Here is a 26,776-nt window from a genome sequence, read left to right as displayed (position 1 = left end):
GCGCGGGAGCACCGAGAGCCGTCAGGGCGGCCACCGGGCCGCGCCTTCGGCCACCCACCGCGGTGTGCACGCAGGTGGCCGAAGGCGCGGCCCGCTCTCGTGGTGCCGGGGAGACGGGCGGAGGTGCAGGTCGAGGACCCGGCGTCGGCTACCGGTCGGATATCGGCCAGTTCGCGACGCACTCGACCAGGTACTGAGGCACCTCGTCCGCCGGCTCGCACGCTTCGTCTTCGCATCCGTAGGCGTCCCTGTCGTCGGACTCCTCCGGCGCGCCCGGATCCGGTGTCTTCACAAACTTATGCCGCCGTCGATCTGGAGGACCTGCCCCGTGATGTAGGCGGCCCGGTCCGACACCAGAAACGCGGTCAGGTCGGCGACCTCCTCGGTCGTTCCGAATCGCGCCATCGGAATGCCGGCCAGTGCGCGCTCTTTCGCCTGCTCGGTGAGTTCGTCCGTCATATCGCTCTCGATGAATCCGGGCGCCACGGCATTGACCCGGACGCCGTACCGGGCCAGTTCCTTGGCGAGCGAACGACTGAGGGCGTTGACGCCGCCTTTCGATGCCGCGTAATTGGCCTGCCCGGCGTGGCCGTGCACACCGGCCACCGACGACATATTGACGATCGCCCCCGTGCGGCGCCGCACCATCTGAAATCCCACCGCCCGGCAGAAATGGAATGTGCCGGTCAGGTTCGTGTCGATGACCTCGGTCCAGTCCTCGAACGGCATCATGACCAGGTTCCGGTCCCGGACGACGCCGGCCGAGTTCACCAGCACGTCGATCGGGCCGAACTCCCGCGCGACCCGCTTCACGAAGCGTCCGACCTCGTCGCCGTCCGCCACGTCGCACGCCTGGTAGAAGTGGGCGGCACCCTGCTCGGTCAGCAACTCGCCGGCCTCGCCGGCGGATTCGCCGCGCCCGCAGAAGGCGATGTCGTACCCGTCCGCGGCGAGCCGGCGGGCGACGGCCCGGCCGATGCCGCGCGTACCACCGGTGACCAGGGCGACGGGGCGCCGGTTGTCCGGCATGGTTCCCTCCTCAGCACATGTGCGGTTGTCCTTCGCGGCCGGCTTCCTCACTCGGCCGGCGCCGTCCGGTGCGCCGGCAGCGGTGCCCCGAGCTGCACATAGACGTCCAGCAGATCGTCGGAGAGCCAGTACTCGGCGATCCGTCCCGCCGCGTCGAGGCGCAGGATGTCGACGCCCTGCTGCTCCACGGGGGTGCCGGGCGCGGCCTTCGCGCCCTCGGGCCGCCCCGACCGCCAGTCGCCGGTGAACCGCCAGCGGCCGATGAGGTGGCCGTCGTCGGCGAACGGCCCCAGCACGGTGCGGAACCGGGCCCGCTCGTACGAGGACCGGAAGGCGTCGATCCAGGCGACCAGCCGCTCACGGTCGGTGATGCCGGCCGGGTCCGGCATTCCGTAACGGGGCAGGTGCAGCGTCACCTTGTCGGCGACGATGCGCGCGGCGTTGTCGTAGTGGCCGTTCCAGATGCCCAGCCACTGCTCCCAGAGCTCTGCGGCGGGCCGCGACGGTCGTGCGGTGTCGCGTGCGTTCACCGCTGCTCCCGGTGCGCGGAGGTGCCGGGCACCTCGTCGGTCTCCACGCCCTGCGTCCAGGCCTCGGTGACCTGGCCGTCGACGATCCGCAGGATGTCCACCCCCGACCAGTGGATGGTCCCGCCGGGCACGTCGGAGGGCCAGCCCGTGCGGCCGAGGCACTCGGCGGTTCCGTACCAGCGCCAGACGGCCAGTTCGCCGTCCTGTACGGGCCCGAAGTCCGTCTCGTAGCGCAGGCTCGCGAACTTGGACCGGAATCCGGCCACCCATTCGGCCAACGCCGCTCCGTCACGAATACCGGAGGTGTCGAAGACCGCCGCTTTGGAGGGCAGATGGACGCGGAAGTCGTCGCCCACAATCTTGAGTGCCGCCTTTGGGTCCTCGTTCCACATTTCCAGCCAGATCTTCCACACTTCGGCAGCTGTGCGCGCCATTCGATGGTCCTTTCCCTTGATTGCGACGGGCCGAAAGAGCCCGCCGAGCGGCTTTCTCTGACACAGAGCCGTCGGGCGGTCACCCGGATACATCCAGAAACCACCGCGGGAGAAAAGGCGAACCGCGGGCCCGAAGTCACCGCATGCACCGGAACGTACGGCCCGGGGTGTATCCACCGATGGGCCTGCCGGGTCTGTAGTGGCGTAAGTGACACAGCGAATCCCCGAATGGCGAAGCCACCCTCCGCGGAACGACCGGAGCACAGGAGCCCACTCATGCGGTTCGGCGAGAACGTGACGATCGACGCGGCCGTCTGCTGGCTGCCCACCACCCGGCAGTCCGCCGCGTCCCAGGTGTCCGACGGCGTGCTGACCCCGGCGGAGTCGGCGCAGTCCGGTGTGGTGGAGGTGCCGGTCGCCGTCGCGCACGCGGCACCCGAGATGGCCGTACTGGCCGGACGGCGGGCCCTGCGGCAGGCCGGGGTGGAACCCGCGGACGTCGATGTGCTGTTCCACAGCTGGACCTACCACCAAGGGCACGACTTCTGGTCACCGGCCCACTACGTGGCCGACGGGGTGGGCGCGGTCAACGCGGTACCGGTCGGCATCGCGCAGATGTGTCACGGCGGGGCCATGGCCCTGCACGAAGCCGCCCTGCACCTGTGCGCCGACCCGTCGGCCAGGGCCGCGCTGGTGACCACCGGCGACCGCTTCCAGCGGCCCGGCTTCGACCGCTGGACCAGCGACTCGCACGTCGCCTACGGGGACGGCGCCACGGCCGCCGTGCTCTGCCGTTCCGGCCGCGGCCTGCGGCTGCTGGCCCAGACCGTCCGCGCCGCCCCCGACATGGAGAGCATGTACCGCGGGGAGGACCCCTTCAGCCCGGCGCCCATGGAGCACAGCCGCCCGGTCGACGTCCGGCGCACGAAGAAGGCGTTCGCCGCGGCGGGCGGCATGGCCCGGTTCGCCGAACTGGCGCCGGTCGCCATCGGCGACCTGATCGCCGCCGCCCTCGCCCAGGCGGGCCTGGCGCCCGGCGACCGCCGCGTGCGGCATGTGCTGCTCCCCCGGCTCGGCCCGGCGACCCTGGAACGCACCTATCTGCCCGCCCTGGAGCGGCAGTTGCCGCACGCCACCGTGCACCGGCCGGGCGCCCGCACCGGGCACCTGGGCAGCGGCGACATCCTCGCCAACCTCTCGGTGGTGCAGCACGAGGCCCTCGTCGCCGACGGGGAGGTGGCGCTGCTGCTGTCCGGCGGGGGCGGATTCACCTGGTCGTGCACCGTGGTGGGCCGCGGCACCGGACCGGACGGCTTTGCCGGGGACGGAGCGGCACCGTGCTGACCGGCGTCGATGTGCTGCGGATCGGGGAACTCGACCGGCTGCTGCGACGCCCCTGGTTCCGGGCCTACGCCTTCGCAGCGGAAGAGCTCGACCATGCGGCGGCCTGCGGCCCCACCCGGGCCCGGGAGTTCCTCGCCGGCCGGTTCGCGGCCAAGGAAGCGGTGGTGAAGGCCCTGGGTGTCGGCTTCGGCTCCGGAGTGCGCCCCCACCACGTCACCGTACGGCGCTCCACCGACGGGGCGCCCTCGGCCCACCTCTCCGGCGCGGCCGCGCGGATCGCCGCCCGGCTCCGCCTCCAGGAAATGAGGGTCTCCATCGCCCACAAGGACGAACTCGTCGTGGCCACCGCCGTGGCGACCCAGCACCCGCAAAAGGAAGAGGGCATGTCACCGCAGTCCACGACACCCGAGGGCCCACCGGCCCCGACGTCCACCGAAGAGGCTCCCGTCACCGCGTCCCTGCGGGTGCGCATGGCGCAGCACGACGCCCACTACGGCGGCGGCCTGGTCGACGGCGCCCGGATCATGCAGCTCTTCGGAGATCTGCTCACCGAGATCACCGTGCGGACGGACGGCGACGAAGGGCTGCTGTCGCAGTACTCCGACGTCCGCTTCACCGCCCCCGTCCACCCGGGCGACTACCTGGAGGCGACCGCGCGCCTGGTCCGGCGGACCCGGCTGCGCCGCGTCGTCGCCCTGGAGGCGCACCGGGTGATCGCCGCCGGCGGAGCCGACCGGGTCAGCGCCGCCCGGCTGCTCGCCACACCCGAACTCGTCTGCCGGGCGACCGCCACGACCGTCGTGCCGATGGGCGCGGCCTCGTCCCGGAAGGAGCAGCAGCGATGACACCGGCACCGACCCCCACACCGGTCCTCCTCCACGACATCCTCGACGCCGCCGCCCTCGACCGCCCCGACGCGCCCGCCGTCGTCCGGCAGGAGACCACCCTCACCTACCGGGAACTCGCCGCGGCCAGCATCTCGGCCGCGAGCGTCCTGCGCGCCCACGGCGTGCGGCGGGGCTCGCGGGTCCTGGTCTCCGCCGAGGACGGGCATGCGGTGGCCGCCGCGGTGTACGCCGCCTCCCGCCTGGGCGCGGTCTTCAGCGTGCTCCACGAGGACGTACGCGGCGCGCCGCTCGTCCACGTCCTCGACGACGCCGAGGCCACTCTCCTGGTCACCGACGACGAGGCGGCGCGTCGGACCGCGCACGAGCGGGACGTGCCGAGCCTGCGCGCGACGGAGCTGCGGTCCGGCGACGCCCCCGGCGAGATACCGGACCCGGGCACCCTCACCACCGACCCGGCCTGCCTGATCTACACGTCCGGTACCACCTCGCTGCCCAAGGCCGTGGTCGGCACGCACCAGCAGATGCTGTTCGCCATGCGGGCCATCCAGGCCGAACTGAACCTGCGCTCCGACGACATCGTCTACTGCCCGCTGCCGCTGTCCTTCGACTACGGCCTCTACCAGCTCTTCCTGGCCGCCCTCAGCGGCGCGGCGCTGCGGCTGGCGACCACCGCCGAGGCCGGCCCGCCGCTGCTGCGCGGCCTCCAGCGCAGCGGCGCCACGGTGCTGGCGGGCGTCCCGTCCGTCTCCGGCACCCTCGCCTGGCTGGCCAAACGCGCCCCGGGTACGCCACTGCCCAGGCTGCGGCTGCTGACGAACACCGGCGCGGAGCTGCCCGCCCGCACCATGGCCGAGCTGCGCGAGCGCCTGCCCGCGCTGCGCATCCAGGTCATGTACGGGCTGACCGAGTGCAAACGTGCGGCGATCATGGAGCCGGACGGCGATCTGAAGCGGCCCGGCTCCTGCGGCCGGGCGCTGCGCGGCACGGAGATCGTCATCCTCGACGACCAGGGCGCGGAACTCCCGCCGGGCGACATCGGGCAGATCGCCGTGCGCGGCCCGCACGTCATGGCCGGCTACTGGCGCCGCCCGGAACTGACCGCCCAGCGCTTCTGGCGGCGCGAGGGACTCTTCCCCGAACTGCGCACCGGGGACTACGGGCACCTCGACGCGGACGGCTACCTCTACTTCTCCGGCCGTCGCGACGACCTCTACAAGGAGCGGGGGTTCCGCGTCAGCTGCACCGAGGTGGAGGCCGCCGCCCTGCGCATCCCGGAGGTCACGGCCGCCGCCGTACTGCCACCGGCGGACGGCACCCCCTCCGTGCTCGTCGCCGTCACCGACCTGTCCCAGGAGGAGGTGCTGGAGCGGATGCGGCAGCAGATCGAACCGTTCAAGGTCCCGCGCCGCTGCCTGCTGCTGCCGAAGCTGCCGCTCAACGGCAACGGCAAGGTCGACCGCACACGCCTCAGGGCCCTGGCGGAGAGGTAGGCCGCCATGACGGACCACCAGTTCTTCGTTCTGCTGGGGCCGGACGGCGCCGGGAAGTCGTCGGTCCTGGCGGAGGTCGCCAAGCGGGCGCCGGCGTGGCGGACCCTGTCCACGGACCAGGAGCTCACCGCCGAGAAGTACGCGCTGATCACGCAGTTGCGCCGCAATGTGGTCGAGGACGTGCTGCCCGAACTGGGCGGCGCGTACTCGGCGGACTTCCTGGCGAGTCTGCTGCAGACCGCCGTGGTTCATCTGCGGGACCAGATGGCGGCCCAGGACCCCGGCACCCCGCTGCTGATGGACTCCTACTACTACAAGATCCTGGCGAAGTGCCGGCTGGCCGGTGTGCGGGCCGGTCCGCTGTTCTCGTGGTGGCGGTCCTTCCCACAGCCGCGCGGAGTCCTCTACCTCGATGTCGCGCCGGAGTCCGCGTGGCGGCGCAGCGCGAACGGGGCGCGGCTCAATCCCCTGGAGTACTTCGGAACGCGCCCCGTGTGGGGCGGCTTCGAGAGCTACCAGAAGCAGCTCCGGAAACTGATGCTGGAAGAGGTGCGGCAGTTGCCGGTGGAGATGCTCGACGAGCAGGACAGCGTGGCGGGTACCGCGGAGAAGGTGCTGGAGGTGCTGTCCCGGTGAACACGGCCGGATCATGGGACACCCCGGGCCACACCGAACGGTACCGGGCGCGGGTGTTCGCGGAACGGGACCGTCTGACGGCGTCGCTCGCCGACCTGCGGCAGGAGCAGCAGCGGGTCCTTGCGGACCTGTTGGACTTCAACGCCGGAACGGAGTTCGGCAGGCGCCACGGATTCGCCGGCATACGGACGATCGACGAGTACCGCAGGGCCGTTCCCCTCCAGGACTACGCCGCGCACGCCCCCTACATCGACCGCATGGCGGCGGGCGAGACCGATGTGCTGTCGGCGGACCCGGCCGTCGTGTACTTCACCAGCAGCGGCAGCACCGGAGCGCACAAGAAGATCCCGGTCACCCGGCGCTTCATGCGCACCACCTTCTTCCCGTTCTACTACGCGGCCTGGGCACCGCTGCTGGAGCACTTCCCGGAGGTGCTGAGCCGGCCGGACGCCGTGCTCAACCTCAAGCACGACCCGCTGACGGCCCCGCCCACCACGGCGGACGGGCGGCCCCATGTGGGCGCCAGCCAGGTGGACTTCGGCGAGATGTTCGGCGAACCGCTCTCGGCCGAACCCGGCACCGGAGCGCCCTGGGCGGCCCTGCCGGTCGACGTCGCTCCCGACGACCACCTCCAGAAGATGTATCTGCGGCTCCGGCTCGCGGTCCAGAGCGATGTGCGCTGCCTGATCGGCATCAACCCGGCGATGATCGCCGCCGTCCCGTACCAGCTGAACCTGTGGTGGCCCAGGATCGTGCGGGAGGTGCGCGACGGCACCCTGGGCGGGGTGGCCCACCGGGCTCCCGACCCGGAACGCGCCCGCGAACTGGAGCGGCTGGCGGAGTACTTCGGGGTGGTCCGCCCGGCCCATGTGTGGCCGCGGCTGCGTGCCCTGTTCTGCTGGACGACCGGAGTGGCGTCGCTCTACATGCCCGCGCTGCGGGAGGAGTTCGGGACCGGCGTCACCGCGCTGCCGGCGCCGGTGGCCGCGTCGGAGGGGCCGTCGGGTGTGGCGCTGGACCGGCACGGCTCGGCGGGGAGCCTGGTGGTGTCCGCGTCGGTCTACGAGTTCGTGCCCGCCGACGACGACCTGCTGCCCGGCACACCGACCCTGCTGCCGCACGAACTCGAAGCGGGCCGTGACTACCACGTGGTCTTCAGCCACGTCGGCGGTCTGTACCGCTACGCGGGCGGTGATGTGGTGCGCGTCGTCGACCGGGTGCGCGGGGTGCCGCGGCTGGAGTACGCCGGCCGCAACACCCGCTCCGACGCGGCCGGGGAGCGGCTGCGCGACGCCCAGGTCGTGCGGGCGCTGCACCGCGCGCTGGGAGCCACCGGCCTGCAACTGCGCAATGTCGCCTGCCGTGTGGAGGCGTCGGCCGGCGCGGCGGTGCGCTACACCTTCGCCCTGGCCGCCACCACGCCCTGGAGCGCGGCGGAGAACGCACGCTTCGCCGCGCTGCTCGACCAGGGCCTCACCGCGGAGTCCGCGGACTACGGGCGGGCGCGGGCCGACGGCCGGCTCGACGCACCCGTCCTGCGCCACCTCGACCGCGACGCCTTCCACCGCGACTGGCACACGGCCGTGGCCGGCGGCATCCGCCCGACCCAGGTCAAGGACCGGATGTTCCGGCAGGACGACGCACTCTGGCAGCGCCTGACCCACACCACGACGGACGGGGAAGAACCGGCATGACCGACCTGCTGAACGCCGTGGAGCGCACGGCTCTGCTCACCGCGGCCCTGCGCGCCGCGGAGACCCGCCGCGCGGACCGGCTGTACGAGGACCCCTACGCCGCCCGGCTCGTGGGCGAGGCGGGTGAAGGACTGCTCGCCGAGGTCCGTGCCGCGACCTTCCCACCCGACCGGCCGCGCACCCTTCCCAGCACCCCCGACTACAACGCGATCCGCACCCGGTTCTTCGACGACTTCCTCCAGAAGGCCGCGCAGGAAGCGGAGACGACCCAGATCGTGCTGGCCCCGGCCGGTATGGACTCCCGGGCCTACCGGCTGCCGTGGCCCGACCGCATCCGCTACTTCGAGGTCGACCGGCCGGCCGTGCTGGCGTTCAAGGAGCAACGGCTGCGGGGCGTCGCGCCACGGGTCGCCCACCGCACCGTCGCCGTCGACCTCACCGCCGAGGACTGGGAGAGCCGCCTGGTCGCGGCCGGCTACGACCCGGCCCTGCCGTCCACCTGGCTGCTGGAGGGGCTGCTCTACTACATCCCCGAGCCGGACGCGCACCGCATGCTGGAGCGGGTCGCCGCCCTCACCGCGCCCGGCAGCCGCATCGCCGCCGACATCGTCAACGCGGCGGCCCTCACCCTGCCCCACATGCAGGGGCTGCTGAACGTCTTCGCCGGGTGGGGCTGCCCCTGGCTGTTCGGCAGCGACGAGCCCGAGGCGCTCTTCGACCGCTACGGGTACGAGGTCCGCGCGGTACAGCCCGGGGAGCCGGAGGCGGACTTCGGCCGGTGGCCGGACCCGGTGCCCGAGCGGGACGTCAGGGACGTCCGCCGGGTGTTCTTCGTCCACGGGCGGCGGCGTTGACCACGCCCGCCGTGCTCATAGCGGGGGCCGGTATCGCCGGCCTCGCCACGGCACTGGCACTGCGCGAGCACGGCTACCGCGTGCGGATCCTGGAGCGGTCCGGCCCGCCGCCGGAGGGGCCGGCCGCCAAGGCCGCCGAGGTGTGGCGGCGGCCCACCGTGCCGCAGAGCGCCCACGCCCACGTCCTGACCTCCCTGGGCATGCGGGTGCTGGCCGAGCGGCTGCCGGGCCTGCTCGACGCCTTGCGGGAGGAGGGCGGCCACACGCTCGACCTCACGGCCGCCGCGCCCCGCACGGCACCGGACCGCGTCCGGGAGCCGGCCGACGACCAACTGGTCGCGCTCGCCATGCGCCGCCCCGTGCTGGAACTGGTGCTGCACCGCGCGGTGCGCGCCACCGCCGGCATCGAGATCGGTTACGGAACCACGGTCCGCGGTCTGCTGCTGGCTCCGTCCGGGCGCGCGGTCGCCGGCGTGGTCACCGACCGGGGAGAGCACCTCCCCGCCCGGGTGGTCGTCGACGCCTCCGGCCGCAAGGCCGCGTCCCGGTCCTGGCTCGACGCCGCCGGCATCCCCCTTGCCGAGGACCTGACCAGCCCGACGGCGGTGCGCGTCGTCACGCGCTTCTACCGGTTGACCGGCCCCGGACGGCCCGGACCGCTCAACCGGGGCAACGCGGCCGGCGGGATCCACGGCCACTACGCCGCCGTGCTGCACCCCGCCGACGGCGACGTGTTCGCCGTGTCGCTGGGACTGCTCGCCAAAGATCCGGCGACGCGGGGGCTCCCCTCGTCCGACGCCTTCACCGCCGCCGCCCGGCTGTCCCCGTACCTGGGGCCCTGGCTGGCCGACGGGGTCGCCGTACCGCTCACCCCCGTGCGCGCGATCACCGTCGCGCCGAACATCCTGCGCGGCACCGCCACCGCCCGGCAGCAGCCGGTGGCCGGGCTGTTCCCGGTCGCGGACGCCGCCTGTGTCACCGACCCGCTCTACGGACGCGGTGTGTCCCTCGCCTTCGCCCACGCCTTCGCCCTGGCGGACCTGCTGGACTCCCGGCCGGCCGTCGGCACGGCACAGAGCGAACGGGCCGCCCACCTCGCCGAGGAGCTGTTCGGCCCCTGGTACGCGCAGGCTGCCCAAGACGGCCTGGCGCGTATCGCCCTGTGGCGGGCGGCGGCCGACGGGACCCCACCGCCTGCGCAGGCCACCGCCGACACCACCGGCCGGCCGTCCATGGCGGCGATCGCGACCGCCGCCGCCTCAGACCCCACCGTGTGGCGCGGTCTCACCCGCATGCTGATGACCCTCTCCACCCCCGCCGAGGTCTTCGACGACCCCGGCTTCCGGGCGCGGGTGCACCGGGCCCGCCCCGTCGCCGGACCGGCCGGGCCGCTGCCGCCGACCCGGGAGGAACTGCTGGACGCCATGGCCACCGGGCGAGGAGCGCAGCGGTGACCCGCCGCCCGACCGTGCTCCTGGCGCCGATCACCGTCACCCCCGCCAAGCCGCTCACCCCCAGCCACCTCAAAGGGCTGCTGTGGACCGACGTGATGTTCCGGGCCACCGCGCAACTGGCCGACGTGACCTACCGCTACAGCCACACCACCTATCACCCCACCGAACAGACCCTGGGCTTCTGGGAGTTCCTGGACCGCACGGGCGGCGACACCGACTACTCCACGCTGACCGAGGAGGAGATCGGGGAGCTCTACGTCCGCTACCGGGCCGAGGCCGGCCGTCCCCCGGCCGAGGACCTGCGCCCCTATGAGGAGGCCGTCGAGAGCGGCGGCTGGGTGCACCCCGCCAGTGCGCGCGTGCTGCGCCTGTGGGCCGGCCACTACGCCCGGCTCGGGCTGCACGACCCGGGGCTGGAGCGGCACCAGCCGCCCGGCCTCGGGCTCGAGGAGATGATCGGCCGGCTGGTCTCCGCGGGCGCGGGGTTGGACCAGCGGGACTGCGGCGGCCCCGTCTACCTCGACGCGACGCGGTTCGGCCTGCCGCTGCGCCAGATCGTCTCCCCCGACGGGCGCCCCAACTACCTGGCCTGCGCGCTGCGCGAGCTGCTGCCGCTGGTCCCCCACCACGACGAGGTCGTGTTGCTCTACGACCGCGAACTCGACCCCGACTACCAGCTGTTGCAGCGGGTGCTCGCCGGGCCGGGCCGGACCGTCCACCGGGTGCCGGTCGGCCGGGTACCCCTCGACGGGAAGATCACCTCGGCCCGGCACGGCGGCTGGCACGCCTACACGGTGGACGCACTGCTGCGGGCCGTGGGCGACGACCACGAACCCGCGGTACGGCGCCTGGGCATACGGCTGTACTTCATCGCGACCCTGGGGCCGGGGCAGGCGCAGTCGTTCCGGCACGACCTCCTGCGGCAGTGCCTGCTGCGTGCCGAGCGGCTGCTCGACCGGTCGCAGCCGGCCGCGCGGGGCGACGGCCCGCCCGACGTGCCGGCCGCCCTGGCCCGCCACCGCCGCGACCACACCTATGTCGACCCCTACCGGCTGACCTCGTCCCTGCTCGGCAAGAAGGGCCCCGCCCCCGACCGCGCACTCCTGTCCACGGTGTTCCTTTGACTCCCCCGCTCGTAAGCGAGGGGGATTCCCAGCTCACGTCGCCTGCGACCCGCAGGCGGTACGTGCAGCGGGCATGCCCCGCATCCTCCGCCGTGATCGCTTCCGCCGTCATGCATCCGAACCCACCTGGGAGGACTGACAGTTGAGAGCACCCGATCACGGTGGACCCGCTCTCCCCGTCGCGGGCGAACGCCGGATCGCCCGGCGGCGGCCGGCTATCTATGCCCTGCTCCGCAGGAGCTTCGTTCCTCCCCCGCAAGCGGCAGGTACCCCCACCCGCCCTCGGCTGAAGCCGCGGGTATCCACGAAGGAGACCCGATGCCCCTCTCCCCCGAACTCCTGCTCGGCGTGGCCGCGCAGCGCCTGCGCACGGCCCGGCCCGAGCTCTCCGGGCACCTGGACCTGTCCAGCCCACGGGCCCTGCGCGCGGCGAAGGGCCGGATCGCCGCCCTGGACGGACCGGACGGTTCCGACGGGGCCCTGGTCGTCTGCGTCGTCGGCCGCTTCGACCTGCGGAACTGGGTGCGCGAGACCTGCCGCTTCGCGCTCGGCCTGCCGGCGGACGAGAGCGCGGCCTGGCGACGCTCGTTCACCCGCACCGTCTACCTGTCCGGCCGGCCCGACAACCTCCGGGAACGCTTCGCCTTCGGCCACATCGGCGACGACGGCGCGGTCGCCTGGACCCGTCCCGCCCCGGACGGCGCCACGGCCACCCTCCGCAGGCTGCTCAAGGCGTTCAGCGGCCCGCAGCCGCTGAACGCCTGGCGGCCGATGACCGTCGACGTCCCCGCCGCGGTCCCGGGCGGGCGGGCGCCGGTCCACCGCGACGTGTACGTCGCCACGGCCGGGGCCACCGTCGCCACGGTGCTCGTCCAGCTCAACCATCTGCTCGCCGAGGCGGTCATGGACGGGCTGATCGCCGGCGGGGACCGGCTGACCGTGCGGGCGGTGCCGCGGCTGGCCGGGGTCGGCAAGCCGTTCGCGGCCCTGCGGATCGACACCGACACCCACCGTCCGGACGCGCTCCAGGCGTACGCCGGACTGACCGAGGAGACCCGCGTTGCCCTCTCCCCATGACACCGGCGCCGCGCGCCGCCCCGTCCGCCTCGGCGTGCACGGCTCACCGCGGCCGGCCGCCGAGCTGGTCGCCGCCGCGGGCCGCGACCAGCGGGACGTGGAGTTCGTCCCCTACGACGTGGCCGACCCGTTCGGGCCGCTGCGCGCCGACGAGATGGACGTACTGCTCGTCAAATACGCGCTGCGGGAACCGGACCTCGCCTTCAGCGACCCCGTGTCCTTCGACGACCGGGCCCTGATCCTCGGCGCGCACCACCCCCTGGCGACCCGCGCGACCGTGTCGGTCGAGGAGGCCGCCGACTACGACACCTTCAGCTGCCCCGGCGACTTCCCCCCGTACGTCTGGGACCAGGTCGTGCCGCCGCGCACCCCCGGCGGCCGCCCGGTCCGCCGGGTCCGTCCCATGACCACGGTGGAGGAGATGGTGGACCTCCTCGCCCGCTCCGCCGCCGTGCACCTGTCCTTCCGGTCCCTCGAGGACGTCCTTCCCCCGCACATCCGGGCCGTCCCGCTCCACGACCTGCCACCGGCCCCGGTCTCCCTCGCCTGGCGCCGCGACGCACAACTCCCCACCGCTGTAAGTCAGTTCATCACCGACGCCGAACGGAGTGCCCGACGATGACCCCGGCGAACAGACCCCCTGTCGTCCTGCTCCACGCCCTCCCGCTCGACTCCTCGATGTGGGACGCACAGGCGCGCCGGCTCCGCGCGCGCGGGCACCCGGTGCTCACCTTCGACCAGCGCGGCTTCGGTGGCACACCCCTGGGCGCGGATCCGCCCTCGCTCGACCTGGTGGCCGATGACCTCGCCCGCCGGATGGACCAGCGGGGAACGGCCCGCGCCATCGTGGTCGGCAGCTCCATGGGCGGCTATGTGGCGATGGCCTTCCTGCGCCGCCACCGCGCCCGCGTCCTCGGCCTGGGCCTGCTGTCCACCAGGGGGACCGCGGACACCGCGCAGGGCGCCGCCCAGCGGAGAGGGTTCGCCGAACTGATCCTCGACGATGCCCAGCGGGACCGGCTCGTCGCCCGCACCACTCCGATGCTGCTCGGGGCCACCACCCGCTCCGCATCGCCGGACACGGTCGCCCGGGTGGTGTCCCTGGCCGCGGCCGCGGCCCCGGAAGCCGTCGCCTGGGCGCAGCGCGCCATCGCGGCCCGTCCGGGCGCCGTGGACGACCTGCGGACGGCCCACGTGCCCGCCCTGGTCGTCGCCGGCGAGGAGGACGAGCTGGTCTCCCTCGACGAGGCACGGCAGCTGGCCTCGACGCTGCCACAGGGACGACTCGTCACCGTCCCCCGAGCCGGCCACCTGCCGCCGGTGGAGGCACCGCAGCGCACCACGGACGCCCTCGTGGAGCTGCTCGACACCGTCGGTGCGGCGGAGCGGAACGGAGCGGACGCATGCTGAGCGACGACCACGAGTCCTGGGGCTACGCCTCCTCCACCGGCCTGGGATTCACCCGCAACGACATCGTCGAGGCGCACTTCGCGGCCTGCGCTCCGTACTACCGCCAGGCCCTGGACGAGGCGGGCATCGAGGCGGGCTGGCATGTGCTGGACGCGGGCTGCGGCAGCGGGTCCTTCCTCCCCCTGCTGGCCGACCGGGTCGGGGCCGCCGGCCGCGTGTCGGCGATCGACCTGGCCGAGGAGAACGCCGCGCGGGCCGCCGAGCGGACACGGGACGGCTCCTTCGCCCCTCCGGCCGACGTCCGGCAGGGCGACATCCTCGACCTTCCCTACGAGGACGGGACGTTCGACGCCGTCTGGTGCGCGAACACCACCCAGTACCTGAACGACGGCGAACTGCTCAGCGCACTGCGGGAGTTCCGCCGCGTCGTCCGCCCGGGCGGGGTCGTCGCCGTCAAGGACCTCGACGCTAGCCTGATCACGGCACGCCCCGGGGCCGACCCCTTCCTCTTCACCGACTTCTTCCGCGCGGCCGCACGGACCCCCGGTTACGCCCGCCAACTCCTGCGGGCGCGCGACCTCTACCGATGGCTGGCCGAGGCGGGACTGCAAGGGGTACGGCAGCGCACCGTCGTGATGGAGCACTACGCCCCCATGGACCCGGCCGTGCGGCGGTTCTACGGCCTCGCGTGCGCCCGCATCGCCCGGCAGGCCGCCGACGCCGGCCTCGGCGGCGACTGGCAGGCGTTCCTGGTCCCCGACGGCGCGGCCAACCCGCTCCAGGACCCGTCCGGCTACATCAGCGAGGGCAACGTCATCGCCGTCGGCACCGTACCGACGACCACCGGCACCCTCTGACCGGACGCGGCGGCGCCCCGACGGCCTCGGCGCCCGTACGGGGTCCGGACCGCCATCGACGCTCGTACGCACTACCCACCTTCGGGTGGATTGGATGACACATGCCATTCCCGGCACACCGCTCCGTGCTCTGCTTTTCCCTGCTCCTTACCGGAAGGAGCTTTGGAGAGGGGGAACACCGTGCGTCGGAAAGGTCGCTTCAAGCCGTGGCTGGCTGCCCTCGCAGCCACGCTCAGCACCGCAGCCCTGCTGCTCGCGCCGGGCACGGCCCACGCCCGTGGACCCGGGCAGGTCGCCGCCAGGTACCTCAACCTGCACCAGTGCATGTACTACTCGCCCTCGGCCACCAACCACTTCACCACGGTGGTGCCGAGCAGCGACGGACGCTTCCTGGCCGGGAGCAATGCGTCCGCCACCGCGGACAGCCGGCCGAACTGCGGCGCCGGGGACGGCAACTACGGGCTCGTGCCGATCCTGTCCGGGGTCAGGCCGCTCGACCTGCGAGCCGGGCGCTACCTGAACGTGCACCAGTGCATGTACTACTCGGCCTCGGCCACCAACCACTTCTCGACGGTGGTGGCAAGCAGCGACGGACGCTTCCTGGCGGGAACGAACGTCTCCGCCACCGCGGACAGCCGGCCGAACTGCGGCGCCGGGGACGGCAACTACCAACTCGTCCCCATCCTGTCGGGAGTCAAGACGCTCGACCTGACCACGGGGCGCTACGTGAACCTGCACCAGTGCATGTACTACTGGGACGGAGCCGCCAACCACTTCTCGACGGTGGTGCCGAGCAGCGACGGACGCTTCCTGGCCGGAACGAACATCGCCACCACCGCGGACAGCCGACCGAACTGCGGTACGGGAGACGGCCGTTACGCACTCATTCCGCTGCTGTCGGGCGTGAAGGCGTTCGACCTGGCCTAGGGCGTGCCCGATGGGTCAGGGCCGGGCCCTGGTCGCGTGAAAGACGACTGATCGCTCCAGCGGCGTTCTTCCGCCGCGGCAAGCCGGGCTCCCAAGGAGCCCGGCTTGCGTGCGAAGAAGCGTCCGGGCCACCGGCGATGTGGAGTGGCCGCGGTCGTAGTGGTGCTTCCTGGTCACAGCCGCCATCCGCCGCAGTTCGGGATCCGTCAGCTGCGCCCAGAAGAAGACGGGGCGGCAGGCTCCGCACCCACGCCCGTTCAGTCGGCGAACGCGGGGATGATGTCCGCCCCGTAGGCGTCGATGGTGGATTCCCTGGCGTCGTGGCTGCTGCGAGGCCCAGTGGCTCGGCCCGTGTACGAGGTTGGCGACGGTCGACCAGCGGGGATTTCAAGCGGTGAATCTTGACGCACAAGCCTTCGGGGTGCAGTTGAGGAAGGGCCTCCCCGGACAATGACGCCCCGAAGCACAGCCACGCCAGTTCAGACCGATGAAGGCCCTCAGGGGGTGATCCAGAGCCACCGTTCACGCGGTGCCGACGTGGGCCCGGCTACAGGGTGACCGGTAGGGCTTTGAGGCCGCGCAGCAGGCGCGTTTGCCGCCATTCCAGATCCTCGGTATGGGCGGCGAGGCGGATGCCGGGGAAGCGTTCGATGATCGCTCGGAGTGCGATCTCCGCCTCGGCTCGGGCGAGCGGCGCCCCCAGGCACCGGTGGATGCCGTGGCCGAAGGCCAGGTGGGCGTTGGCGTCGCGGCCGAGGTCGAGTTCATCGGGGTCGGTGAAGCGCAGGGTCACGGTTGGCGGCCCCCAGGGCGATGAGTACAGGCACGCCGGCGGGGATCTTGGTACCGCCCAGGGTGAGCGGTTCGGTGCTGTAGCGGAAGGTGGCGATGTTCAGAGGTGAGTCGAAGCGCAGCAGTTCGTCGAGCGCGGTGCTCATCAGCCCCGGGTCGACGCGCAGTTGTGCGAGCGAGGCCGGGTGCTGAAGAAGCGCCAAGGCGGCGTTACCGATGAGGTTGGTCGTAGTCTCGTGGCCGGCCACCACCAGGAGCACAGCCAGCGAGACGACTTCGTCCTGGGTGAGGGGGCCGTCGTCACCACTGTGCCTGATGAGGTCGTGCAGGAGGCTGTCGTCGGGACTCTTCTGCTTCGACACGACGAGTTCGGTCATGTAGGTGGCGAGGGCGTGGGAAGCGGCGTCGATCCGTTGGTGCTGTCCGGCGGTGAACAGCTCGTTCGACCACTGGGACACCGGCGTGCGGTCGTCCTCGGGCACGCCCAGCATCTGGCAGATCACCGTGACGGGCAGAGGGACGGCGACGTCAGCCACCAGATCTGCCTCCCCGCCCGGCTCCCATGCGTCGAGCAGGTCGCCCACCACTTTGGTGATGTACGGACGGAGACGTTCGACGACCCCCTTGGGGAACGCCCTCGCCGCCACCCGCCGCAGCCTCGTGTGCCGCGGCGGGTCGGTGGCCAGCATGTTCTGGGCAACCGCGGGGTGCAGGTTGCGCCCCGACGGCCGAGCAGCGAAGAAACGCGCGGTGTCCTTCGACAGCCGGGGATCGGCGAACGCCTCCCGAGCCTCCGCGTAGCCGGTGATCAGGTAGCTGCAGCGCCCCTCGGATCCGGTGGGCACCTCGTGCACGGGAGCCGTGCCGCGCAACCGGGCGTAGGTGGGGTAGGGGTCGGTGAAGAACTGCGGGTCGGTCAATGGGTCGTTCACGATTCTGCCAATGGGTCGGTGACAGCGCGGCTCACTGTCTCGCTACGTTGTACCCGAGGGTCGGTCCTCGAACTCGCCCCCGAGGTCCTGGCCGACCCAGCGACGCCAACGCGCCAACATCCGCATCCGCATCCGCAGTGAGAAAGGCATTCGCTGGGGCGGACGCCCCCTCGGAGCAGCCGCCTGACGGACCCCGCCGATCGGAGCATCAAGCCGAACGCAGGGGCGGGACGTTCCTCGCGATCGCGGCGGCCGGCAGCAGGATGCTCGGCTCGGCCCCGGGATCCTCGACCATGACGACGCCTGCCGCCTGAATGTCGAAGTCCGCCGGCCAGACGGTGACGTCGCTCGCCAGTGCACCTTCCAGCTTCGCCCGTGTCAGGTCGGCACCAGTGAGGTCGGTTCCTCGGAGATCAGCCAGTCTCAGATCCGCGCCGGTGAACTTGGTGCCATGGCCCCGCGCCTTGCGCAGATTCGCCTCCCGCAGGTCGGCGTCGGAGAAGTCGGCGTCGCTGAGGTCGGCCCTGACCATGCGAGCGCCGCGCAGGTCGGCTTCGATGCAGCGGCTCTGGTGGAGAATCGACGTCCCGAGCTCCGCGTGCCGCATATTGGCCGCGATCAGCGATGCCTTGGTCAGGTTGACCTGGTAAATGCTCGCCGCTTCCAGGCAGGCCCCGTCGAAGTTGATGTGGTGCAGCCACAGTCCGTCGCAGTCGGCCCGACGCAGGTCGGTGTAACTGACGTTGAGCCAGTCGGGGTGGCGTTCCTGGCACAGGACCCCGAGGCCGGTGAGTGCCACCTGGGCATCCGGGGCACGGGTCTCCAGCGGAGGCACGGAGTTGATGGAGGCTTCCGCCGCCGGGGAGTCCTGCCCTTGCGGAGACCATGGCAGGTGAGACCGGAGAAACGCGGCCATGATCGAGATGACCGCCTCACGGTCGTGAGCCGAATGGTCCGCGATCCGCCACAGTGCGTAGAGGCCGCCGATCCGCACGTCCGTGTTCTCGCTGCCGAGCTGGTCGACCGCCCGGCTGAAGCGGTCGGTGATGTGCCCCTCTCGGGTGGCGTTCAATCCCTCCTGACTAACCCTCAACTGCCGCCAGGTGGCGTACGCGCCGAAGAGGACGACAGCGCCACCGGCCGCCTGCACGAGCGTCGTGCGTACGTCGTTCACAGCTCCGAGCCGTTCGGCGGCCGAGATCCTGGCCCCGCCGAGATCGCGCTCGACCACCAGTCCCGGGAGCACCACGACCACTACGGCCAACGCGACGAGCACGGCCAGCACCGCCGCCACCGTGAGGAGAGCGGAACTGACCCGACGCCGCCGAGAGACCATCGGCATGCGGCGGCCATGAGTTGATCCCCCCGTGTCCATGCACACATGATCGCAGGGCGGCACGGAAGCCGGTGTACCTATCCGGCCAGAGCAGGATGCCCACCAGCCCCACAAGGGCGCGGGCCGCCTCGGCGTGCCGCGGTGCACCGTCGCCGGATGCGGCCGCCCCTACGGGCCGGGATCCGTGACGCTCGCGTTGATCGACCGGAAGGTGCACCGTCTCCCTGACGTCCCGACCCTGCCGATGGCCGGCGCCACTGTGCTGCTCCTGGGCGTCGCTGCCCAGTTGCCGGGCCCCCACGGCTCCTGGATGGCCGCTGGGGCCGGGGCGCTGACGCCCGCGGGCTTCACCGACGAGATGCACGCCAGGAAGGTCAGCGAAGGTCGGTGTCAATACCAGATGGCGACCTGGCGCCCGTCGGCATCGCGCTCGGGCGGATCCGGGAGGGGGTGCGCGCGGCCGAGGGCCATCCGGTGGGCCGTCCACGCGGCGGCGGCCGCGTCCAGTACGTCGTCCGGCGGGGTGCGTCCCGCGTCCCCCAGGTCGTCCGGGAGGACGATCCCGGCTGCGGCGAGGAGCGAGCGCCGCGCCATCTGTCCCGCCCAGCTCTTCTTGCGGGCAAGCAGCGCCGTCCCGCCCGCCAGGGCCCGGAACGACACTTCCGGGTGGACTTCGAAGAGCCGGTCGGCCCCGGGTGCCGCCAAGCAGGCGTTCGCCTCACGGAGTTTGGGCGCCAGCCCCCAGCTCTGGCGGCTCAGCCCGGCCCCGGTGAGTTCGCGGCAGCGGCGCTGCGCCTCGTCGTACGTCTCCTCCTGCCACACCGCGCGCGGCGGCACCCGGAAGACACTGCCCCTGCGCGGTCCCAGAAGGGCCGCCGCCTCGGTGTCCGCGCGCCGCCACCCGGTTTCGAGGAGCCCCAGCGGCATGTCCACGGCCACGGCCTCGACGCCGCCGGCCGCGGCATCGGGCGGGAGGGAGCGTAGGGCGGTGACGACCCGTGCCTGGGCGAAGCGGCCGTCGCGGAGCTCGACCGCCAGCCAACCGCCCGGGCATGCGTCGACGCCGAGAACGGTCACCACGCCATCACCATGTCACCACCGCGTCAGTCAGTGTCCTCGAACGGGGGCCTCGGGGACGGGCTCGTCGGTGATCGTTCCGTCGGGGAGTACCCGTACTCCCCGAAGAGCCGGACGAAGTGAGCCAGAACGACGGTCCGGCGGCGCACGAGCCCCTCTCCCAGGTGCGTCCGCTCGTACAGCTCCACCCACTCCTGGCCGCCGGGCCCGATCGGCTGTACCAGGCGACCACCGGCCCGCAGCTGTGCGATCAACGGCGGCGGCACCTCCGGGAAGGCGGCAGACACCACGATCGCATCGAATGGAGCCCGGTCCGGTGCGCCCAGGGTGCCGTCGCCGACGACGATCTCGGCGTTGCGTATGCCCTGCCGGGCGAGGTTGGCCCGAGCCCCCTCGGCCAGGTCCGCCCACCGCTCGACGCCGACGACGTACGCCGCGAGGCGGGCCAGCAGCGCCGTCTGGAAGCCGAGACCGCTGCCGACCTCCAACACGTGCTCCTCCTCTGTCAGGCCGAGTGCGTCGACCATCATCGCCACCAGGGAGGGCTGGGTCGTCACCTGGTCATGAGCGAGCGGAATCGGCACGTCCGCGTACGCCGACGCCTTACCGGTGGCCGGGACGAAGGCTACGCGCGGGATCGCGCCGAGGGCGCGCAGCAGGCGCTCGTCCGTCACGCCAGCGGCTCGGGCGGCTTCGACCAGGTTCTCGGGGCCCGGGTTCTGGGGGTCCCGGTCGTCGTGGGGATGAGGCATCGCGACCGCCTCCCGTCCAGGCTATCCCGGACGGGAGGCGGGATCCCAGTGGTCGGTGTGTTACGTCGGGGCGGCGTCGGTCTCACTGCCGCAGAGCGGGGATGACGTCCGCCCCGTAGGCGTCGATGGTGGATTCCCTGGCGTCGTGCATGGCGTAGACCGCGAACTGGTCGACGCCCAGTTCCCGGAGCGCCCGCAGCTTGTCGATGTGGGCGGCGGCCGGGCCCAGCAGGCAGAAGCGGTCGACGATGGCGTCCGGCACGAAGGCGGTGTCGGGGTTGTCCGCCCGGCCGTGGTGGGAGTAGTCGTAGCCCTTGCGGGCCTTGATGTAGTCGGTGAGCTCCTCGGGGACCATGCCGGAGTGCTCGCCGTAGCGGGCGACGAGGTCGGCGACGTGGTTGCCGACCATGCCGCCGAACCAGCGGCACTGCTCCCGGGCGTGGACGAGGTCGTCGCCCACGTAGGCGGGGGCGGCGACACAGATCGTGATGGCGGCCGGGTCGCGGCCCGCGTCCACCGCGGCCTGCCGTACGGCTTTGATCATCCACTCGGTGAGGAAGGGATCGGCGAGCTGGAGGATGAAACCGTCGGCCAGCCGGCCCGCCATGGCGAGCGCCTTGGGGCCGTATGCGGCCATCCAGACCGGGAGCCGGCCGCCCTTGATCCAGGGGATCTTGACGCGGTGGCCGCCGACCTCCGCCTCCCGGCCCTCGGCCAGGTCGCGGATGACGCCGATCGCCTCACCCAGCCGGGCGAGGGTGTTGGGCGGCCGGCCGGCCACCCGCATTGCGGAGTCGCCGCGGCCGATCCCGCAGACCGTGCGGTTGCCGTACATCTCGTTGAGGGTGGCGAAGGTGGAGGCGGTGACTTCGAGGGTGCGGGTGGAGGGGTTGGTGACCATCGGGCCGACGATCAGCCGCTCGGTGTGCTCCAGCACCCGGCTGTAGATGACGAACGGTTCCTGCCACAGCACGGCCGAGTCGAAGGTCCAGCCATAGCGGAAGCCGTTGCGCTCGGCGCGGCGCATCAGGGCCACGACGGCGGAGGCGGGCGGGTCGGCCTGCAGGACAACTCCGAAGTCCACGACGGCGCTCCTTAGACGAGGTACTGGCAGGTGCCACGCGGGATGTACTGGCCGTGTCCGGCACGTCCGGTGAACTCCCGCTGGTCGATGACGAGTTCGCCCCGCGAGAGCACCGTCTCCACCCGCCCGGTGAGCCGTTTGCCCTCGTACGCCGAGTAGTCGACGTTCATGTGGTGGGTCTCGGCGGAGACGGTCTGCTCGGCGGTGGGGTCGTAGAGGACGAGGTCGGCGTCGGCGCCGGGGGCGATCGTGCCCTTCTTCGGGTACAGGCCGAACATCCGGGCCGGGGCGGCGCAGGCGATGTCGATCCAGCGCCGGCGGCTGATCCGGCCCTCCACGACGCCCTGGTGCAGCAGGTCCATCCGGTTCTCGATACCGGGCATCCCGTTGGGGATCTTGGAGAAGTCGCCGCGACCGAGCTCCTTCTGCCCGCGGAAGCAGAACGGGCAGTGGTCGGTGGAGACGACCTGGAGGTCGTCGGTGCGCAGCCCGCGCCACAGCGCCGCCTGGTGCTCGCGGGGCCGCAGCGGCGTGGAGCAGACGTACTTGGCGCCCTCGAAGTCCGGCTCGGCGAGGTTGTCGGTGGACAGGAACAGATACTGCGGACAGGTCTCGCCGAAGACGTTGAGCCCCTTGTCGCGGGCCTGGGCGATCTCGGCGACGGCCTCCTGCGCGGAGACGTGGACGACGTACAGCGGGGCGCCGGCGACCCGGGCGAGCTGGATGGTGCGGTGGGTGGCCTCGGCCTCCAGCAGGACGTGGCGGACCTCGCCGTGGTAGCGCGGATCGGTCCGACCCTCGGCCAGCGCCTGCTCGACCAGTACGTCGATGGCCAGGCCGTTCTCGGCGTGCATCATCACCAACCCGCCGTTGCCGGCGGAGCGTTGCATCGCGCGCAGGATCTGTCCGTCGTCGCTGTAGAAGACACCGGGGTAGGCGGTGAACAGCTTGAAGGACGTGACGCCCTCCGCCACCAGGAGGTCCATCTCCTTGAGGGTGTGCTCGTTGACGTCCGAGAGGATCATGTGGAACGCGTAGTCGACGGCGCACTGGGCGTCGGACTTGGCGTGCCAGGTGTCCAAACCGGCGCGCAGCGACATGCCGCGGGACTGCACCGCGAAGTCGATCAGGGTGGTGGTGCCGCCCCAGGCGGCCGCGCGGGAGCCGGTCTCGAAGTTGTCGGCGGAGAACGTCCCGCCGAAGGGGAAGTCCAGGTGGGTGTGGGCGTCGACGCCGCCCGGGATGACGTACTTGCCGGTGGCGTCGAGGACGCGGTCCGCGGACTGGCGCCAGCCGTCGGCTGACGGGCTGCCGTGGGCGGCGAGCGCGGCGACCCGGCCGTCCTCCACCAGAACATCGGCGTGCATCTCGTCGGCGGCGGTGATCACCAGTCCGCCCTGTACGACCGTACGGCTCACCATCTCAGCTCCCTACCTGACGCCACGTCACAGCTGGTCTACACCCGTAGATTCCGGTCGAGAAGGAGACACCGTAGAAGCATGTCACCCACCGTGGCAATACCGTGACCGCAGATCGCCGAGGACGTTCGTGTTGCGCCGACGATCAATCGGCCGGTTCGACTCGGGGGCCGCACCGGAGGGGTGCGGGGGTGGCCTGATGGGCAGGTATCCGCCGACGCCGGCGGGCAATCCTCGCGAGCGCCACTTCATCAGGACGGACGACAGGACGACTCAGGAACGATACAGAAAGGCAGCAGGTCATGGAGCGGAACACGCCGTGGGAGTTCTCCGACGACCGGGGGCGCCTGGTGGTGGCCGGGAGCCGGCCGTCACGGATCGTCGCGTACATACAGGCGGGGGCCACGATGTGGGACCACGGCATACGCCCGGTGGGACTCTTCGGGTCCCAGCACGACGGCGCCGCCCCCGACCCCGCCAAGAGCGGCGAGCTGCCGCTGTCGGAGATCCCGTACCTCGGCTCGGGAGGCGCGCTGCACCCCGACTCCCTGCTGGAGGCGGAGCCGGACCTCGTGGTGGCGGTGACCTACGACGGAGAGCAGGTCTACGGGCTGGAGCAGAAGACCGCGCTGGAGCTGGAGGCGCATGTCCCGCTCGCCACGGTCGCGGTCGGCCCGGGCCGGAGCCTGGCCGAGGTGCGCGAGCGGTTCGCGGCGCTGGCCGGGTCGCTGGGACGTGGCGAACCCCTCGGCGCAGCACGGGAGTTGGACGCCGCGGAGGACGCGCTGCGGCAGGCGACCGGGGGCGCGGTACGGCCCCGGGTGCTGGCGCTGTCGCCCGCGGGGCCGGAGCGGGTGCACCTGGCCCGGCCCAGCTCCTGGCCGGATCTGCGGGCGCTGACCGAGCACGGCGTCGGCCTGCTGGAGCCGGCGGCGGGCGCCGGCGTGAACTGGTCCACGGTCGGCTGGGCGGAGGCCGCGGCGCTGGCCCCGGACATCGTGCTCATGGACGTACGGGCGAACGCCGCCCGGCCCGAGGAGCTGCGGGCCGACGAGCACTGGCGGGCGATCGAGGCCGGGGCGCGGCTGCTGCCGTGGAACCCGGAGGCCCCGTGCAGCCGCCGGGCGCACACCCGGTTCTTCACGCTGGTCGCCGACACGGTGCGGGAGGCCGTGGCGCGCGGCTGATGGCGGGAGGCCTCGACGCCCGTGTCGGCGACGGTGATTGACAGCACGTCATGCACGTTCCGTCAACGGTCCCATCGGCCCTCGACGCCATCCGCATCATGCGCATCCGAACACCCGCTTCGACGCCACCCCCCACCTCGGATTTCCGCCACGAAGCGCCCCTCCCCCGGGCGCACACCGGCCAGGCGGAGCGGCGACGACCGCCCCGCCCGCGCATTCCGAGCCGCCGGCTACGCCCCGGCGAGCGTCGCCTGCGCCGTCCGCAGCGCCTCCGCGAGCAGCTCGGCGCCCTCTTCCGCCTCCGCGACGGTCAGCGTCATCGGGGGCGCGATCCGCAGCGAGGCCCCGCCCTGGCCGCCCTTGCCGAGCAGCAGACCACGCTCGCGGGCGGCCTCCACGACCAGCGACGCGGCCTCCGGCGAGCGCTCGTCGGTGCCCGGACGGATCAGTTCGACGCCGATCATCAGGCCGCGGCCGCGTACCTCGCGTACGACGTCGAGACCGGCCGTGACCGCCCGCAGCCGCTCGATGAGCAGCCCGCCGACCCGCCGGGCGTTGCCCTGGAGGTCGTGTTCGAGGAGGTAGTTGAGGTTGGCGAGGCCGGCGGCCATGGTGACGGGACTGCCGCCGAAGGTGGAGATGGAGTTCGCGGTGAGCGAGTTCATCACCTCGGCCCGGCCCACCACTCCGCCGATGGACATGCCGTTGCCGATGCCCTTGGCGAAGGTGAGCAGGTCCGGCGGCCCGCTCGCGTCGTGCGCCTGCCAGCCCCAGAAGTGGTCGCCGGTGCGGCCCCAGCCGGTCTGCACCTCGTCGCTGATCCAGAGGATGCCGTGCCGTGCGAGCACCTCCCGGAAGGCGGCGTAGAGGCCGTCCGGCGGCAGGGTGAAGCCGCCGATGCCCTGGATCGGTTCGGCGATCAGCGCGGCGACGCCGCCCGCGGTCTGCTGGAGCATGTCCTCCAGGTCGGCGACGCAGGCCGCGATGTAGGCGGCGTCGCCGAGCTCCGCGTACGGGCCGCGGCTGCGCACCCCGCCGTGTACGTAGAGCGTCTGGAGCGGTGAGAGGCTGGTCGGCGACCAGCTGGTGTTGCCGGTGATGCCGACGGCCGAGAAGGAGCGGCCGTGGTAGCTGTTGCGCATCGCCAGGACCTGGTTGGAGCGGCGGTGCGTGGTGGCCAGCAGCAGTGCCGTGTCGTTGGCCTCCGTCCCGGAGGTGGTGAAGAAGACCCGGGCGTCGGGGATGCCGGAGAGCGCGGCGATCCGCTCCGCCAGCTCGACCATGGGGCGGGAGAGGTAGAGCGTCGAGGTGTGGATGATGCGGCCGGCCTGTTCGCTGACGGCCTTGGTCACCTCGGGCAGCGCGTGCGCCGTCATGGTGGTGAGGATGCCGCCGAAGAAGTCGAGGTAGCGGTTGCCCTCGGCGTCCCAGACGTACCGGCCCTCGCCGTGGGTGAGTTCGATGGGCCGCTCGTAGTAGAGGCTGAGCCAGGAGGGCAGGACGGCCTGGTGGCGGGCGTGCAGGCTCGCGGTGTCCTGGGGGGTCCGGGTCATGGCCGCACCAGCCCGTCGTAGGCGTCGGGGCGGCGGTCGCGGTAGAACGCCCACTGCTGGCGGACCTCGTCGATCAGCGTGAAGTCGAGGTCGCGGACGAGGAGTTCCTCCTTGGTGTCGCTGGCGACCTCGCCGACGAACTGGCCGCGCGGGTCGACGAAGTAGCTGGTGCCGTAGAAGTCGTTGTCGCCGTACTCCTCGACGCCGACCCGGTTGATCGCGGCGATGAAGTACTCGTTGGCGACGGCGGCCGCCGGCTGCTCCAGCTTCCACAGGTAGGCCGACAGGCCGCGGTGGGTGGCGGAGGGGTTGTAGACCAGCTGGGCGCCGTTGAGGCCCAACTGCCGCCAGCCCTCCGGGAAGTGCCGGTCGTAGCAGATATAGACGCCGATCTTTCCCACGGCGGTGTCGAAGACCGGCCAGCCGAGGTTCCCCGGTTTGAAGTAGTACTTCTCCCAGAAGCCCTTGACCTGCGGGATGTGGTGCTTGCGGTAGCTGCCCAGGACGGTGCCGTCGGCGTCGATGACGGCCGCGGTGTTGTAGTAGAAGCCGGGCTGCTCGATCTCGAAGACCGGTACGACGACGACCATGCCGGTCTCCCGGGCGAGGTCCTGCATCCGGCGTACGGTCGGGCCGTCGGGCACCGGCTCGGCCCAGCGGTAGTGCTCCGGGTCCTGGACCTGGCAGAAGTACGGAGCGTTGAAGACCTCCTGGAACCCGATCACCTGCGCGCCCTGCGCGGCCGCCGCTCTGGCGTACTCCTCGTGCTTCGCGATCATCGATTCGGTGTCGCCGGTCCAGGTCGCCTGAACCAGTGCGGCACGCACAACATCGGCCATGAGCTGCTCCTTTGTCGATGCGTCTGCCTGCAGCCCACGCGGGAGGGATCTACGCGTGTGGAGGTGACCGTAAGCCTCGTCACGCACCGTGGCAAGAC

At 72.2% G+C, this 26,776-nt stretch carries 24 protein-coding genes and 1 pseudogene; 14 read left to right on the top strand and 11 right to left on the bottom strand.

Annotation, left to right across the window (positions count from 1 at the left end):
- Window positions 1-288: 288 nt before the first annotated feature.
- Genes fabG through AC0680_RS00390 form a run of 3 tightly spaced genes read right to left on the bottom strand, consistent with a single transcriptional unit; the run spans window position 289 to window position 1,993 of the window.
- Entirely contained in the window at window positions 289-1,029 is a 741-nt protein-coding gene (fabG, locus tag AC0680_RS00400) for a 3-oxoacyl-[acyl-carrier-protein] reductase (protein WP_478623507.1), read from the bottom strand.
- A gap of 47 nt (window positions 1,030-1,076) precedes the next feature.
- Entirely contained in the window at window positions 1,077-1,559 is a 483-nt protein-coding gene (locus AC0680_RS00395; protein ID WP_478623505.1) for a hypothetical protein, read from the bottom strand.
- Entirely contained in the window at window positions 1,556-1,993 is a 438-nt protein-coding gene (locus AC0680_RS00390) for a nuclear transport factor 2 family protein (RefSeq protein ID WP_478623503.1), read from the bottom strand. Before AC0680_RS00390 ends, AC0680_RS00395 begins: the two co-directional genes overlap by 4 nt.
- 276 nt (window positions 1,994-2,269) lie before the next feature.
- Between AC0680_RS00390 and AC0680_RS00385 the strand changes: the two genes are divergently transcribed.
- From AC0680_RS00385 to AC0680_RS00325, 13 genes are all read left to right on the top strand, one after another.
- Complete coding sequence (locus AC0680_RS00385; protein ID WP_478623501.1) at window positions 2,270-3,337, top strand: ketoacyl-ACP synthase III family protein; 1,068 nt, start codon at window positions 2,270-2,272, stop codon at window positions 3,335-3,337.
- Entirely contained in the window at window positions 3,331-4,182 is an 852-nt protein-coding gene (locus AC0680_RS00380) for a holo-ACP synthase (protein ID WP_478623499.1), read from the top strand. Before AC0680_RS00385 ends, AC0680_RS00380 begins: the two co-directional genes overlap by 7 nt.
- Complete coding sequence (locus AC0680_RS00375; protein WP_478623497.1) at window positions 4,179-5,675, top strand: class I adenylate-forming enzyme family protein; 1,497 nt, start codon at window positions 4,179-4,181, stop codon at window positions 5,673-5,675. Before AC0680_RS00380 ends, AC0680_RS00375 begins: the two co-directional genes overlap by 4 nt.
- Window positions 5,676-5,681: 6 nt before the next feature.
- On the top strand, window positions 5,682-6,311 hold the full coding sequence (locus AC0680_RS00370; protein ID WP_478623495.1) for a hypothetical protein: 630 nt from the start codon (window positions 5,682-5,684) through the stop codon (window positions 6,309-6,311).
- Window positions 6,308-8,005, top strand: coding sequence for a GH3 family acyl-acid amido synthetase (locus tag AC0680_RS00365; protein WP_478623494.1), 1,698 nt, complete (start codon window positions 6,308-6,310; stop codon window positions 8,003-8,005). The genes AC0680_RS00370 and AC0680_RS00365 overlap by 4 nt, the downstream gene beginning before the upstream one ends.
- Window positions 8,002-8,859: a class I SAM-dependent methyltransferase gene (locus AC0680_RS00360; protein ID WP_478623492.1), complete on the top strand. Its 858-nt coding sequence runs from the start codon at window positions 8,002-8,004 to the stop codon at window positions 8,857-8,859. The genes AC0680_RS00365 and AC0680_RS00360 overlap by 4 nt, the downstream gene beginning before the upstream one ends.
- Window positions 8,856-10,313, top strand: a complete 1,458-nt coding sequence (locus tag AC0680_RS00355) for an FAD-dependent oxidoreductase (RefSeq protein ID WP_478623490.1) — start codon at window positions 8,856-8,858, stop codon at window positions 10,311-10,313. Before AC0680_RS00360 ends, AC0680_RS00355 begins: the two co-directional genes overlap by 4 nt.
- Entirely contained in the window at window positions 10,310-11,437 is a 1,128-nt protein-coding gene (locus AC0680_RS00350) for a hypothetical protein (RefSeq protein ID WP_478623488.1), read from the top strand. Before AC0680_RS00355 ends, AC0680_RS00350 begins: the two co-directional genes overlap by 4 nt.
- A gap of 318 nt (window positions 11,438-11,755) precedes the next feature.
- The gene (locus AC0680_RS00345; protein WP_478623486.1) at window positions 11,756-12,514 is read left to right on the top strand and encodes a DUF6182 family protein; all 759 of its coding nucleotides are present in this window, start codon (window positions 11,756-11,758) and stop codon (window positions 12,512-12,514) included.
- Window positions 12,498-13,136: a LysR substrate-binding domain-containing protein gene (locus AC0680_RS00340; RefSeq protein WP_478623485.1), complete on the top strand. Its 639-nt coding sequence runs from the start codon at window positions 12,498-12,500 to the stop codon at window positions 13,134-13,136. Before AC0680_RS00345 ends, AC0680_RS00340 begins: the two co-directional genes overlap by 17 nt.
- A complete protein-coding gene (locus AC0680_RS00335; protein ID WP_478623483.1) occupies window positions 13,133-13,924 on the top strand; it encodes an alpha/beta fold hydrolase in 792 nt (263 codons plus the stop codon). The genes AC0680_RS00340 and AC0680_RS00335 overlap by 4 nt, the downstream gene beginning before the upstream one ends.
- Entirely contained in the window at window positions 13,918-14,781 is an 864-nt protein-coding gene (locus AC0680_RS00330; RefSeq protein WP_478623481.1) for a class I SAM-dependent methyltransferase, read from the top strand. The genes AC0680_RS00335 and AC0680_RS00330 overlap by 7 nt, the downstream gene beginning before the upstream one ends.
- A gap of 180 nt (window positions 14,782-14,961) precedes the next feature.
- Window positions 14,962-15,708 (top strand): hypothetical protein, encoded by a 747-nt coding sequence (locus tag AC0680_RS00325; RefSeq protein WP_478623479.1) that lies wholly within the window; start codon window positions 14,962-14,964, stop codon window positions 15,706-15,708.
- Window positions 15,709-16,255: 547 nt separating this feature from the next.
- On the opposite strand, the pseudogene AC0680_RS00320 reads toward AC0680_RS00325, so the two are convergent.
- From AC0680_RS00320 to hydA, 6 genes and pseudogenes are all read right to left on the bottom strand, one after another.
- Window positions 16,256-17,432 (bottom strand): annotated as a pseudogene (locus AC0680_RS00320) (cytochrome P450 family protein).
- Between the two features lie 208 nt (window positions 17,433-17,640).
- A complete protein-coding gene (locus tag AC0680_RS00315) occupies window positions 17,641-18,717 on the bottom strand; it encodes a pentapeptide repeat-containing protein (protein ID WP_478623478.1) in 1,077 nt (358 codons plus the stop codon).
- Between the two features lie 441 nt (window positions 18,718-19,158).
- Window positions 19,159-19,848, bottom strand: a complete 690-nt coding sequence (locus AC0680_RS00310) for a DUF429 domain-containing protein (RefSeq protein ID WP_478623476.1) — start codon at window positions 19,846-19,848, stop codon at window positions 19,159-19,161.
- Between the two features lie 23 nt (window positions 19,849-19,871).
- On the bottom strand, window positions 19,872-20,597 hold the full coding sequence (locus tag AC0680_RS00305) for a protein-L-isoaspartate O-methyltransferase family protein (protein ID WP_478623474.1): 726 nt from the start codon (window positions 20,595-20,597) through the stop codon (window positions 19,872-19,874).
- A gap of 82 nt (window positions 20,598-20,679) precedes the next feature.
- Window positions 20,680-21,681: a TIGR03842 family LLM class F420-dependent oxidoreductase gene (locus tag AC0680_RS00300; RefSeq protein WP_478623472.1), complete on the bottom strand. Its 1,002-nt coding sequence runs from the start codon at window positions 21,679-21,681 to the stop codon at window positions 20,680-20,682.
- A gap of 11 nt (window positions 21,682-21,692) precedes the next feature.
- Window positions 21,693-23,102 (bottom strand): dihydropyrimidinase, encoded by a 1,410-nt coding sequence (gene hydA / locus AC0680_RS00295; protein WP_478623470.1) that lies wholly within the window; start codon window positions 23,100-23,102, stop codon window positions 21,693-21,695.
- Window positions 23,103-23,401: 299 nt separating this feature from the next.
- On the opposite strand from hydA, the gene AC0680_RS00290 reads away from it, so the two are divergent.
- On the top strand, window positions 23,402-24,286 hold the full coding sequence (locus AC0680_RS00290) for an ABC transporter substrate-binding protein (RefSeq protein WP_478623468.1): 885 nt from the start codon (window positions 23,402-23,404) through the stop codon (window positions 24,284-24,286).
- 230 nt (window positions 24,287-24,516) lie between these two features.
- On the opposite strand, the gene AC0680_RS00285 is transcribed toward AC0680_RS00290, so the two are convergent.
- A complete protein-coding gene (locus AC0680_RS00285) occupies window positions 24,517-25,839 on the bottom strand; it encodes an aspartate aminotransferase family protein (RefSeq protein ID WP_478623466.1) in 1,323 nt (440 codons plus the stop codon).
- Window positions 25,836-26,678 carry a nitrilase-related carbon-nitrogen hydrolase gene (locus AC0680_RS00280; RefSeq protein WP_384436185.1) on the bottom strand — a complete coding sequence of 281 codons (843 nt, stop codon included), beginning with the start codon at window positions 26,676-26,678 and terminating at the stop codon, window positions 25,836-25,838. Before AC0680_RS00280 ends, AC0680_RS00285 begins: the two co-directional genes overlap by 4 nt.
- Window positions 26,679-26,776: the final 98 nt, after the last annotated feature.

It is taken from the genome of Streptomyces sp. NPDC043738 (assembly GCF_056436545.1).
Note: the sequence above shows the minus strand (reverse complement) of the source record. Positions and strands in the feature narration are given on the sequence as shown.

Bases quoted from the DNA above. Each gene is read 5' to 3' on its own strand.
- AC0680_RS00345 (WP_478623486.1), top strand. From the start codon at position 11,756: ATGCCCCTCTCCCCCGAACTCCTGCTCGGCGTGGCCGCGCAGCGCCTG.
- AC0680_RS00305 (WP_478623474.1), bottom strand. From the start codon at position 20,597: ATGCCTCATCCCCACGACGACCGGGACCCCCAGAACCCGGGCCCCGAG.
- AC0680_RS00390 (WP_478623503.1), bottom strand. From the start codon at position 1,993: ATGGCGCGCACAGCTGCCGAAGTGTGGAAGATCTGGCTGGAAATGTGG.
- fabG (WP_478623507.1), bottom strand. From the start codon at position 1,029: ATGCCGGACAACCGGCGCCCCGTCGCCCTGGTCACCGGTGGTACGCGC.
- AC0680_RS00385 (WP_478623501.1), top strand. From the start codon at position 2,270: ATGCGGTTCGGCGAGAACGTGACGATCGACGCGGCCGTCTGCTGGCTG.
- AC0680_RS00360 (WP_478623492.1), top strand. From the start codon at position 8,002: ATGACCGACCTGCTGAACGCCGTGGAGCGCACGGCTCTGCTCACCGCG.
- hydA (WP_478623470.1), bottom strand. From the start codon at position 23,102: ATGGTGAGCCGTACGGTCGTACAGGGCGGACTGGTGATCACCGCCGCC.
- AC0680_RS00370 (WP_478623495.1), top strand. From the start codon at position 5,682: ATGACGGACCACCAGTTCTTCGTTCTGCTGGGGCCGGACGGCGCCGGG.
- AC0680_RS00285 (WP_478623466.1), bottom strand. From the start codon at position 25,839: ATGACCCGGACCCCCCAGGACACCGCGAGCCTGCACGCCCGCCACCAG.
- AC0680_RS00330 (WP_478623481.1), top strand. From the start codon at position 13,918: ATGCTGAGCGACGACCACGAGTCCTGGGGCTACGCCTCCTCCACCGGC.
- AC0680_RS00375 (WP_478623497.1), top strand. From the start codon at position 4,179: ATGACACCGGCACCGACCCCCACACCGGTCCTCCTCCACGACATCCTC.
- AC0680_RS00335 (WP_478623483.1), top strand. From the start codon at position 13,133: ATGACCCCGGCGAACAGACCCCCTGTCGTCCTGCTCCACGCCCTCCCG.
- AC0680_RS00290 (WP_478623468.1), top strand. From the start codon at position 23,402: ATGGAGCGGAACACGCCGTGGGAGTTCTCCGACGACCGGGGGCGCCTG.
- AC0680_RS00280 (WP_384436185.1), bottom strand. From the start codon at position 26,678: ATGGCCGATGTTGTGCGTGCCGCACTGGTTCAGGCGACCTGGACCGGC.